Origin of the sequence: Oribacterium sinus (genome assembly GCF_963553175.1) — a bacterium.
Lineage (GTDB): Bacteria > Bacillota > Clostridia > Lachnospirales > Lachnospiraceae > Oribacterium > Oribacterium sinus_B.
This window is the reverse complement of the sequence record NZ_CAUVME010000028.1, coordinates 23498-35232: the sequence shown is the minus strand read 5'-3', so window position 1 is coordinate 35232 and position 11735 is coordinate 23498. Positions and strand designations below refer to the sequence as shown.

At 40.6% G+C, this 11735-nt stretch carries 11 protein-coding genes and 1 tRNA gene; 2 read left to right on the top strand and 10 right to left on the bottom strand.

Features of this window, described 5'->3' with window-relative positions; genetic code table 11:
- Positions 1-301: 301 nt before the first annotated feature.
- The 3 genes from RYO92_RS08265 to RYO92_RS08255 all read right to left on the bottom strand — a co-directional run bounded on the left by RYO92_RS08265 (position 302) and on the right by RYO92_RS08255 (position 4060).
- Positions 302-1144, bottom strand: a complete 843-nt coding sequence (locus RYO92_RS08265) for a DUF3825 domain-containing protein (protein WP_315370077.1) — start codon at positions 1142-1144, stop codon at positions 302-304.
- A gap of 315 nt (positions 1145-1459) precedes the next feature.
- Positions 1460-2116 (bottom strand): methyl-accepting chemotaxis protein, encoded by a 657-nt coding sequence (locus RYO92_RS08260; protein ID WP_314999770.1) that lies wholly within the window; start codon positions 2114-2116, stop codon positions 1460-1462.
- Positions 2117-2683: 567 nt separating this feature from the next.
- The gene (locus RYO92_RS08255; RefSeq protein WP_315370076.1) at positions 2684-4060 is read right to left on the bottom strand and encodes an FAD-dependent oxidoreductase; all 1377 of its coding nucleotides are present in this window, start codon (positions 4058-4060) and stop codon (positions 2684-2686) included.
- 298 nt (positions 4061-4358) lie between these two features.
- Here RYO92_RS08255 and RYO92_RS08250 point away from each other — a divergent pair, with 298 nt between their 5' ends.
- Positions 4359-4811 carry a hypothetical protein gene (locus RYO92_RS08250; RefSeq protein ID WP_315370075.1) on the top strand — a complete coding sequence of 151 codons (453 nt, stop codon included), beginning with the start codon at positions 4359-4361 and terminating at the stop codon, positions 4809-4811.
- A gap of 132 nt (positions 4812-4943) precedes the next feature.
- On the opposite strand, the gene RYO92_RS08245 is transcribed toward RYO92_RS08250, so the two are convergent.
- The 5 genes from RYO92_RS08245 to RYO92_RS08225 all read right to left on the bottom strand — a co-directional run bounded on the left by RYO92_RS08245 (position 4944) and on the right by RYO92_RS08225 (position 8526).
- Positions 4944-6275 carry a UvrD-helicase domain-containing protein gene (locus RYO92_RS08245; protein WP_315370074.1) on the bottom strand — a complete coding sequence of 444 codons (1332 nt, stop codon included), beginning with the start codon at positions 6273-6275 and terminating at the stop codon, positions 4944-4946.
- A 107-nt stretch (positions 6276-6382) separates the two neighbouring features.
- Complete coding sequence (locus RYO92_RS08240) at positions 6383-7321, bottom strand: DNA-directed RNA polymerase subunit alpha (protein WP_183684520.1); 939 nt, start codon at positions 7319-7321, stop codon at positions 6383-6385.
- Positions 7322-7418: 97 nt separating this feature from the next.
- Positions 7419-7700: a helix-turn-helix transcriptional regulator gene (locus RYO92_RS08235; protein ID WP_315370073.1), complete on the bottom strand. Its 282-nt coding sequence runs from the start codon at positions 7698-7700 to the stop codon at positions 7419-7421.
- Between the two features lie 86 nt (positions 7701-7786).
- Positions 7787-7859 (bottom strand) — tRNA-Thr (locus RYO92_RS08230).
- Positions 7860-7944: 85 nt separating this feature from the next.
- Complete coding sequence (locus RYO92_RS08225) at positions 7945-8526, bottom strand: type IV toxin-antitoxin system AbiEi family antitoxin domain-containing protein (RefSeq protein WP_314670512.1); 582 nt, start codon at positions 8524-8526, stop codon at positions 7945-7947.
- 259 nt (positions 8527-8785) lie between these two features.
- On the opposite strand from RYO92_RS08225, the gene RYO92_RS08220 reads away from it, so the two are divergent.
- The gene (locus RYO92_RS08220) at positions 8786-10177 is read left to right on the top strand and encodes an ATP-binding protein (protein WP_315370072.1); all 1392 of its coding nucleotides are present in this window, start codon (positions 8786-8788) and stop codon (positions 10175-10177) included.
- Between the two features lie 119 nt (positions 10178-10296).
- Here RYO92_RS08220 and RYO92_RS08215 read toward each other — a convergent pair whose 3' ends face one another.
- Positions 10297-10449, bottom strand: a complete 153-nt coding sequence (locus tag RYO92_RS08215; protein ID WP_315370071.1) for a hypothetical protein — start codon at positions 10447-10449, stop codon at positions 10297-10299.
- Between the two features lie 2 nt (positions 10450-10451).
- Complete coding sequence (gene trpB, locus RYO92_RS08210; RefSeq protein WP_334308580.1) at positions 10452-11657, bottom strand: tryptophan synthase subunit beta; 1206 nt, start codon at positions 11655-11657, stop codon at positions 10452-10454.
- Between the last annotated feature and the right edge of the window lie 78 nt (positions 11658-11735).

Here is an 11735-nt window from a genome sequence, read left to right as displayed (position 1 = left end):
ACCGGGCGGATTCGGGACTTTAACCCGTTAGAAACGTGCGCCGCTAGGCGCACAACAAAAAGATTCCTAAGGAAATTCCTTAGAAATCTTTTCAAAAGTAGTTTTTAATTATTTTACTGTTTTTAATTAGGATTTTCTAATTACTTTTCATGGTTTTCATTAAATTTTTTGCAATTATTTTTGATGTTTTTAACTAGCTTTTTTAATTATATTGCTTATTCTTTAATTAGATTCTTGTTTAGTCAATAGGATGAACCTCTGCTAAACATACATTTAAATTATCACATTTATACTATCGGCATTATTCCACTTTGTCAATAGCTAATTCTTCACTTAAACTATCTACTTCATCCATTATCCTAGCCCACTCCTCATCCGGCTTTACAATTAAACGGGAATTCATATATGCTAACTCTACCGGTAATATCGTTATTCCTTCATAGTACTCTCTCATCTCGGTTTTGACCTTATTAATAACCAAGGCAAGTTTCACCGGAGCTGAGGGAAAGTAAAGTGGAGCCAAAAGCTGTATTTTGTCTTCTTTTGTCTCCGTATTATGATAGTAGAAGGGTAATGCCAATTTAAAATTTCTTTTTAACTTTTTCTCTAATTTCCCTTTTGCTACATCCAAAAAAACACTTATAAGCTCTTTGTTGTCAAATCCAACATTAGAAAATCTAATAAAATTATCATCTATAATATGCTCCTTCTGTAATCTCAATTCTAAATTACTATCGTAAATAAGATCACTGGCATTTTTATAATAATTAGCCATTTTAGGTATTTCAGAAAAATGACTGGTAAACTGTTTATCATTCTCTTTAAAAAAGCCGACGAAATACCATGCTTGCTTAGAACCATCCCTTTCATTCTTCGCAAAGAGCGCTACAATTTCTTGATCATATTTTGTTAAAAGACCGGTATTCATACTAAGATACTGCTCATCCGTAGAAAGCAATAACTTATTCTCTTCACTTAAGCGATTATATGTATAAAAAAAATAGTTTCTCATTATTTTAAATGGATCTGTATCTTTGATTGCTCTAAACGTCCACATTTCATCTTGTGCTAAATTCGCTAATAAAGCAAATTTTTTATTTAGTTCTTCCTTTTTTCCTACATAGACTTCATCTAGAATACGCATACCATCCTCCTATTGTATTTTTTCATTATTCACAATTATTGTTGCGAATATTATAGCATTTTGTACGAATTATCCAAACTGTCTATCTAAAATTTAACGCTAAATAATTTTATAACATCAAAAATAGATTTATAACTTTGTATTGACAGATACATCATCATATCGTAAAAAACTTCTCCCATATGACAATTAAAAAAGAAGCGAAGTTTCCCTCGCTTCTTTTTCACATTTTGTTTTGTAAGCTATTCCTTCTTCCCTATCCTTCGAAGAAAAAACGCTTCACTATTCTTTTTTTGATGGTATTTCCCTTAGGCCTTACGCCTGCTCTTCTAATTCTTCTCCGCTTAAGCTGCTGACAACTTCAGCAATTCTCTTAACTACAGAAGAAATCTTCTCATTTACTGCGGAGCTGGAGTCGGAAAGTCTTCCAACCTCATCTGCTACCACACCGAAGCCCTTGCCGTGTTCTCCGGCTCTTGCCGCCTCGATATTTGCATTTAAAGCAAGAATCTTCTGTCTGCTCTGAATGCTCTTTAAATCGTTGGTGCTCTTTCTGATTTCCTTTACCAAACTCTGGGTTTCGGTAATTCCTGCGGAAAGACGGCTTGCAAATTCCTCAAAACGTCCAACGCTGCTTTCTGCCTTTACGAACTCTTCGAGAGTGAGGCAAAGAAGCTTTAATGCAGCCTCCTGTCTATCTCTGTCTCCGTCCTTATCCTCTTTCAGATAAAGGCTTGCCACTTTTTCTCCATCATACTGGAGTTCACACTGAATAGAAGAAGAGCCAAATTCTTGGGATCTGCGATCTAAAGCGTCTGCCTTCCCTGGCTCTCTCTCCTCACCGTCAGCATAGTATACGGTTTTTCCGTCTACTGACTGTACCATTGCTTCCAATCCTGTTCCTTTAGCCCAATTGCATAAAATGGATTGAAATTGCTCTTTTCCTGCAAAATCTTGAATATGAATTGCCATTTTTTTCCTTCCTCTTCTATTTGTAGATAGGTAAAATAACCATCGCTAGATTATTTATCGGCTAAGCCGGAAATTTATATAATGCATTTCTTTCGAATTTCCGCCCTCCTTTTCAAAAAAATTCAGTAAGTCCCGGAATACTTTCCGACTCTCTAAAAAGTCATTTCTTGTCTCTTTCATCTCCATAGAAAATAATAAGCATTTACCATTATCAAGTCCGTTTTATCACCCTATTGAAGTGTCATAATACATCCATACAAACAAGATGTCTAAAGCACTCCGAGAACATCTTTAAAAGAAAAAAGAAACTCCTTTCGAAGTTTCCTCTTTCTTTACCCCTTCATTCCTTTTTCATTCATACTATCAGGAGGTTCCTTATGTATTACGAAAATTATAGCTATGTTGCAAAGGTCGGTACACAAATCATGCGTTTCGCTACCGAAGAAGAATATTTAGAATACATTGAAGAAGAGCATGACTAAATACAAAGCCGAAGTTAGCGGGAGCGTGCCCCACTACAGACCATACGTCATCAGAGCAAATCTTTATAATGAATTCAGCATCCCCTTACCCCAGAAGATCGTTAAAAGCTTCCGTCATCGTGGGGTGTGTATAAATCTGAGACGCCAGCACATTTGCCGGAATCTTCTGATCCATAGCCAGCTTAATCAGGTTAATCATCTCATAGCTTTCCGGGCAATAAAGATGAGCCCCTAAGATGAGATTGCTTCCTTCTTCAATAATCACCTTCAGAAGGCCTGCAGTCTGACGTAAAACCTGCGCCTTGGGAATAGCCGCTACCGGAAGCTTTGCCACTCGATACTGCTTGCCCTGTGCCTTTGCTTCTTCCTCCGTAATACCCACTCTGGAGAAGGCGGGCGTCAGGAATACGGAGTAAGGGATAGCCCCTCTGTTTTCTGTGCTGCGAAGAGCAGTTCCCTCGCCCTTGGCTTCCTGCTCTAAAGCTGCCTTTACGATACGGAAGTCGTCCAGGGAAATATAGGTAAACTGCATTCCTCCGGTCACATCTCCCATAGCAAAGATATGGGGTACTTTTGTTCTTAAAGAAGAATCCACAGGAATGGCTCCTCTTTCCGTCAAGGAAAGACCTGCCTTCTCCAGTGCAAGATTTTCCGCATTGGGCTTTCTTCCGGTGGCTACCAGAATCGCATCAGCGGTAATGGTCTTTCCTTCTCCTCCCTGCTGGAACAGAATCAAGCTTTCCTTTTCCTGATCCTTGATTTCCTGTACTGTTACGCCCTTGCACAGAGTAATGCCCATTTTTTCCATGTTGTCCTCGATAGCCTTGGCCATTTCCCGGTCTTCTCTGGGGATAAAGTCATTGCTATCCTGAAGAATGGTCACAGTAGAACCGAAGTTTTGATAGTAGGAGGCAAACTCCAAACCGATATAGCCCCCGCCGATAATTACAAGGTTCTTAGGCAGAGTATCCAACTCCATCATGCTTTCACTGGTATATACTCTATTAGAGCTTTCTACTCCGGCAATCTTTGGGATAATGGTCTTAGCTCCGGTGTTAACAAAGATACGCTCTCCCCGGATTTCCTCATCTCCTTTAGCACTTTCCACCAGAATACGGTGTTCATCCAGGAAAGAGGCTCTGCCGTCAATGACCTCCACACCGGCCCCCTGTACCTTTTCCAGATTCTTTCCTCTCAGGAAATGGGTCAGTCTTCTCTTCTCCTCAATAGCCTTCTGATAACGCTCCGCCTTCTCGGAGAATTCTCCCCCCAGTGCAGCGGACTCTCTGGCGCTATTCTCTAAAGACTTTGAAGGAATACAAGCCACGTTAATGCAGGTACCTCCATAACGAAGGGGATTTTCCTCGATTAAAACCGTCTTCTCCCCCTTTTTAACCAGATAGCCTGCCAATGTTTTTCCGGCCTTACCAAATCCAATAATAATGTTTTGTACTTCTCTCATACTATTCTCTTTTCCTTTCTGTCCCGCAACAATCCATGATTCCATTCATTCATTGCGTAAATCGTTGCGATTTCTTTACAATGGCAAAACTATAGCACAAAAACCAGGCTTTGTATTTCAATTCTTTAGAAAAAATTCTAAAAGGAATGTAAAAATCTAAAGGAAAAAAAGAAATGTCTTGTCTTTTTGATGCAGAAATCAAAATTTAGGGTATAATACAAAAGATACTTAGTTGTAACAAACTATTTTTATAGTATAGAGTCCATAGAATCAGCAATGAAAAGGAGAAAAAATTTCCATGTTTTACCAGTTAGTCCATGAAAATGATGCTTCCTTCCGAATTCGTTTAGGAGTAAGCCGGATTACTTCTCAGGAGGAAGAAATCTTAAGTCAAATATTAGCCAGTCACCCCCAGATTTGCGGAATTCAGATTTATCCTGCAACATCAGGCATTCGAATTTTTTTTAAAGGCTCTAAACAGGCAATTTTAGAAAGCCTTCGTAAGATTCCCTATAGCAATGTCCGTTTTCTGGCAGAACAGCTTCCCAAGAAGGATAGTATCTATGTTCATCTTCTCCCTTCCAGTCAGGAAATTGTTCAGGAATTTCGCGGGAACAAGAAGATGAATCCGAAGTTAAAGCAGAAGCTTGGCGCTGAAGTCATTATTGAAGCTTTGGTGGATAAATTTCTGCCTGAACCGCTGAATCTGGCGTATCACGCCTTCCAGCTTATACTTCTTTCCAAGGCTTAAACAGCTTATACTTTAGCTCATAGCTTAAAGCTTGCATTCACAATTTCTTGTCTTTCATCAACAGTCGTGGTTAAAAATAAAAAATCCCCTCTTCCTATCCTAAGCGCCCCGGCCCTAAAGGCTACAGGGAAGCTAAGGCTCCGGAAAGGGGATTTCTTTTAGCTCTTCCATATTGTAAAGACTATCGCAAAACCACTGTTCCTCCCCTTTTCCTTCCAGGAAAATGAGGGCATGCTTTGCTCTTGTTACTGCCACATATTCCAAACTGGTATACTTGGATCTGGCTTCCGCACAGCTGTTTCCGCCGGTTTCCATCAAAATCACAATATTCGAATTTAAGCCCTTGGAAGCATGGGCATCCAAAACCATGTGATCCAAGGAAGCTTCCGAAAAGCCAAAGGGTTTCAAGACTTCTTTGTAATCCGCTTCTTTCTCCTTGTCATTGGATAAAATCAGAAAATCTCTATCTCTTAAATCCGGGTAAGACTTTAACAATGCCCCCATCAAATCCTGCAAAGTGCTTAGACTATCCTTTTCCGAAGGATAGTGGAAAACACCGTGGAGAGGAGAATTTTGCAAAAACTCGGGCCTTTGGCAAGCCTTCATATCATGATAGGCGGGCATTCTCTTCCGAAAATGTCGATTAATCCACTCTACCAGCTCCGCATTGGAACGATAATTCTCATTGAGATAAAGAACTTTAACGTTCCGTTTTTTCTCCATGCGCCGCTTCATTTGGAAGAAAACCTGTCGTTCCGCTTCTTCCTCCTGATAGATGGTTTGTCTGGGATCTCCCACCATAAAAAGGCAATTATGCCGCATTTTCCCCTTCTTATCCGTGGACAGAAGGAGAAGAATGTCCAGCTGGGTCTGGTTCAAATCCTGTAATTCATCCGCGTAAATCTTGGTAAAATCCCGTCGTAAAATCTGCAGAAGCTTGGGATTTTCTTTCAATATTCTATAGCATTGTTCCTCCAAAGGCATAAAAGAATATTCTGATTCCGTAGACTTAAGTTCCGTAGTTTTTTGCACTGCTTTCCTGATTTCCTGTAGGCAGGCATTTTTTTCCACCTCTCCGATGTACTGTTCCCTCTTCCAAGCTTTCTGAAAATGCTCCTTTACATGAATAACATAGAGGCAAAAGTCTCGGAAAGTGGTGATATGCATACTGTCAATGCCATATACCTTTCGCTTTAAACGATGACTCATTTCTTTGTTAATCGCAATTTCCCGATACAAATGCTTTTTTATCTTTTGTTTAAATTCCGCTACCGCCTCATCCGTAAAGGCCAGCAAAAGAAAATGGGAAAGCCTTTCACCGCCCATAATCTGATTTAATATTCTTTTTGAAAGAAGGGTGGTCTTCCCTGTCCCCGGGCCCGCCACAATGAAAAGGTTATCCTCAGCCTCCCGGATGTATTCCCTCTTCCTTTGCTCAGTCCAAAATTGCTTTCTTCTTTCCATCCATTTTCTTCTCCAAGAATCTTGGCCTTAAATTTTCCTCGCTATCATACCATAGAATTTTAAAAAAAGCTAAAAAAATAGGGCATCGCAAAGCGATGCCCATACTATTAATCCGCCTTGGAAGACAGGAACAATCCCATACTTTCCAACTTATTTAAAATCTCATCCAAAGACTTTCTTCCCATGTTTCTCACCTTCATCAGGTCATCCATAGTCTTGGCACAAAGGTCTTCCACCGTATTGATTCCCGCTCTCTTTAAGCAGTTGTAGGAACGAACACTGAGCTCCAGCTCATCAATGCTCTTATTCAACTCGTCCCTTCCTGCCTCCTGACTGGAAACAGCAGCACCCTGCTCCTTTGCAGAGGTATCCATGTGCATAAAGAGCTGCAAATGGGTCTGTAGGATGCGAGCTGCCAAAGATACGGCCTCCTCCGGCATCATGGTCCGGTCGGTAGTCACATCCAGAATCAAACGCTCTGTATTCCCCTTCTCTTCCACGAAGACATTCACCTTCTTTACAGGAGAATAAATTGCATCTACCGCAATCACGCCGATAGCAAGATCGCTGTGATCTCTGGTGTTGGCTCCATCATAGCCCTTTCCCTTGCTGACCTTCATTTCCATATAAATCTTGGCATCCTTACCGGATAAATGTGCTAAGACAAGGTCGGGATTCATGATTTCCACTTCGGAACTCACCTTAATATCGGAAGCTTTGACTACGCCCTCTCCCATGTAATCCACATAGGCCATCACAGGCTCCTCTCCGCTACCGGTATAACGAAGTGCCAGATTCTTCAAATTCATAATGATTTCGGATACGTCTTCCTTTACCCCGGGAATAGAAGAAAATTCATGATAGACACTATCTAGCTTTACTTCACTGACAGCAGATCCGGGCATAGAAGAAAGCAGAATTCTTCTTAAGGAATTCCCGAGAACCGTAGCCTCTCCCTTTGCTAAAGAATCACAAACGAAACGAGCATATCCCTGCTCCTCTACAAACTCTTTCACTTCCAAGACTGGTTTCATTATGTTTTCCATTCCACACTCCTACTAATCGCTTCTTTACTGAACCTATCTATTATACCTATTTTTCTCAAAATTTCGAGTAGTTTTCTGTAATTCCTTAAAATAAATTTTATGCCGCCAGGTGTTTGTCCTTTTCCAGGCTGTCTCCGGACTTCCTCACCAAAATCTCCTCCATGGGCACTTCCAGGAGCACACTCAATGCAAACATATTGTCTAAGCTGGGCAAAGCCTTCCCCTGCTGCCACTTATACACGGCCTGTGGCTCTAAGAATCCCATAAAAAAGGCTATATCCTTCACCTTCAAGCCCTTTTCCTTCCGTAAACGTTCAATGTTTTTCCCGGTGGCAAAAACGTCTATTACGGGATATTCCACGTTAATCTTTGCTTCCATAAAGAACTCCCTCCTGTAAAAATGAGAAAAACCCTGATAAAAAATCAGCGGAAGCTGAACAAGCCAGTCTTCCGCAGTTAAGAAAAAGCTGATGACGGGAATCGGACCCGTGACCTCCGCACTACCAATGCGACGCACTACCGACTGTGCTACATCAGCGCATCCTGAATAAATTCAGAACATTGCTAAAATACCATAAAGCAGTAGAACTGTCAATCAGTTTTTTTCACTTTGCCATGTAGAATTACAACATCACCTCCATATACTCTCTAATTTTTTTGTCCACATGAAAAACTTGCGCATACTCCATAAGTTTATTCAGTTTCTTATCCTTTCTTGCAACATATGTCTTTAAGGCTGTTTGGAAATCCTGTATCTCGAATCTACTTTTCGATCGCATCAAGTCACATATTGTACGCTCTAGGTTATAAATTGGAATCTCGTGACCCTGACATGTTTTGACATACTCTTTACCGATATCCATCAGCTCTTTCTTTACTGTAAATACCTTTATCCCATCCGCAACCAAGCGCGACGTACCGTACCCAGTATAAATTGTAAGGGTTCTTTGCATGGGCTCCCTATCAATTAAGCCATGATAATATAGTGCCTCATCGTGAGAATATACACCTTGGGGACAACGTAGAGATAATATATAGAGATCATCTTCCCACGTCTCCGGAGAAACATAAACTCCATACGCCACTTTTTCAAACTTTTTTTCTTTTATATACCTATATAAGATATATTTGGGTATGCCTGCTTCTATAGCATCTTTTGCCAGTAAAATTCCCGATTCATCCACAATATTCTCTATGCTCATCATTTATCTCACCTACTTTCGTACTAATATTGTATATTATATTAGTACGAAAATAAATATAAGAATTATTCTATATCCTCACTTTTCCTTTATCTCTATTTTTCCTCCCTCTTGCACTTTCCAATAAATCCTATACAATGTATTTTACTGAAATGAATTTCACTGAAATTGATTTCACCGAAATGAATTTTACTAAAATATTTTTAAACTATTTATTTTGCACACTACCATCGATTATAGTATAGAAAGGAAAAAGCCAAAAATGATGACAGAAATCTTTCGAGGAAGACAGGCAGAACTAAAAATTCTCCGTAAAAAATTTGCACTTCGGGGATTTATGATGACCGTTCTTTACGGTAGAAGAAGAATCGGAAAGACCATGCTAATCAATAAGTTTATGCAAGAACAAGATTGCAAATGCATTTCCTTTACCTCTGTAGAACGGGGAGAAACGGAATTACTTTCCTTAATGACAGAGGCAGTCCTTAGCGCATTGGCTCCGGAACTGTTAGGAAATATCAGCTTTAACAGTTTTGAAACCCTTTTCGAATATATCGGAAAATCGGCAGAAAAAGAACGAATCATCTTCTTTATTGATGAATACCCCTATCTTGCCAAGCAATGCCCCTATATTCAATCTGTCTTACAGAAGGTTATTGATACCAAATGGAAGTCTACACAACTTTTCTTTATCCTCTGCGGCTCTCTTGTAAGCTTTATGAAGGACGAGGTTCTGGCAGAATCTGCGCCTTTACATGGCAGAAGTAATCTGGAACTTAAACTTAAGCCCTTTAACTATTTGGAAACAGCAGAGTTCTTAGAAAAATACAGTTTGGAGGACAAGGCGATTGCCTATGGACTAACGAACGGCGTAGCCAAATATATAGAACAATTCGATCCCGGTCTATCCTTGGAAGAAAATATCTTGGAACAATTCTATTCGATTGGAGGATATTTCTCCGAAGAACAGATTAAAACGATTGTCAGCAGCGAAAGACAAAACCCGGGACTCTATAACTCCATTATATCTGCTGTAGCCACAGGTCACACCAAGTATAACGAAATTGGAGGATTTGTAGGAACCGAGGACATCAACTACCCCTTAAAAGTTCTATGCAATGCAGAAATTTTAGAAAAAAGAATGTCAAAGAAACCGTACTATGTTTTAAATGACAGCATGACAGAATTTTGGTTTCGCTATGTAAACCGAGCCACCAGTCTGATTAATGCAGGAAATGGTGCCGCTTATTACTACGCCCATGTAAAAAACAATCTGCATGATTTTATGGGTAAAATTTTCGAAAAGATTGCCAAGGAATTTCTAATGCTCCATGCCGGGAAGGATGATTTCCCTATCCTTACGGCAATAACAGACTTTCAAGACACCGTTAAAAACGAATCAAAAGAGCTTATCCCTATAGAAATTGATTTACTGGGAAAAAGTGGCAAGAATATCCTTCTCCTTGGTGAATGTAAGTTTAAGAATTCTCCCTTTGACAAGGCGGAATATGAAAAGCTTTTAGAAAAGATTAAATACATTCCCGCCACACATCCCTTAATCTGTATTTTCTCTCTGGGAGGATTTACTGATTATGTCAGAGATAATGCAAAAAACTGCAAGCTGATTAATATAGAGGATATGTATCGTTTATAGAATAAATACCTATACATCACTCACCAATTATATTGGGTCTGAAAATGGGCTTCGCTCGCTTCAAGATTTACTTAGCTGAGAGATTGTCTATTTCAGACCCTTTATATGTTAAAAGATATTTAAACTTCTACTGAATTCGAACTAAGACCATCTTCCTTTCCTTGCTCTTTTAAAGAGAAGATTCGTTCACGTTCAGCTTTTAATTTTTCAAATTCGGCTTTAAATTCTTTGTCTTTTAACAACTCTTTTGTTAAATCTTGTAAATCACTCATATTTATCTGATCCCATATCTCTCTAAGATATAGTCCATATCCTTATCTCCTCTTCCGGAAAGGTTGATAAGGATAGAGCCCTTATTCATCTGCTTTGCCAGCTTCATACCGTAAGCTACTGCGTGGGAGCTTTCAATGGCAGGAATGATTCCTTCCATTCTGGAAAGGGTGAAGAAAGCATCAATGGTTTCGTCGTCATTAACCACATCGTACTTCACTCTGCCAAGGTCATGTAAGAAGGCATGCTCAGGGCCGGAGGATGGGTAGTCCAGACCGCTGGCAACGGAGTATACCGGTGCAGGCTCGCCCTTTTCATCCTTTAACATAATACTGTTAAAGCCGTGCATAACTCCCTCTTCTCCGTAGGTAAGGCTGGCTGCATGGTCACCAAGAGCGGTGCCTCTTCCCAAAGGCTCCACACCGTAGATGGTCACAGGGTCATTTAAGAAGCCGGAGAATAGTCCCATGGCATTGGAACCGCCGCCTACGCAGGCTACGATGGCATCCGGCAGCTCTCCCGTCATTTCCAGGAACTGCTCTCTGGCTTCGATACCCACCACGCTCTGGAAATCTCTCACCATCATAGGGAAGGGGTGAGGGCCAACCACGGAACCGATGCAGTAGATGGCATCCTTATACTCCTTCATATAGGCGGCAAATGCAGCATCCACTGCCTCTTTCAGAGTCGCCAGGCCTTCCTTCACCTCCACCATTCTTGCACCCAGAATCTTCATTCTGGCTACGTTTGGCGCCTGCTTCTTGATGTCCACAGCCCCCATGTAAATATCACATTCCATACCGAAGTAGGCTGCTGCGGTAGCTAAAGCTACACCGTGCTGTCCCGCACCGGTCTCCGCAATCACCTTCTTCTTGCCCATGTACTTTGCCAAAAGCACCTCGCCCATGCAGTGATTTAACTTGTGGGCACCGGTATGATTTAAATCCTCACGCTTTACATAGAGCTGTACCCCAGTGTTAATCTTCTCGGAGAGTCTTTCCAAATGAGAAATGGGTGTGGGTCTACCCTGAAATTCCTTACGGATTCTTCTTAATTCCGCAATAAACTTTCTGGACTTGGAAATCGTCTGGTAGGCATGGTCGATTTCCGCCATAGCCTTCTTTAATTCCTCAGGAATGTAGGCTCCGCCATACTTTCCGAAATAGCCATTGGCATCCGGGTAGTTCTTAAAGTAAGTTTCAAAATCCACATTATTCATTTGCATAGTTCTCTCCTTTTCTTTTCCGGTGTTTGACAGAGCAATGATGAAGCCGTTTTCCGAAAGCTC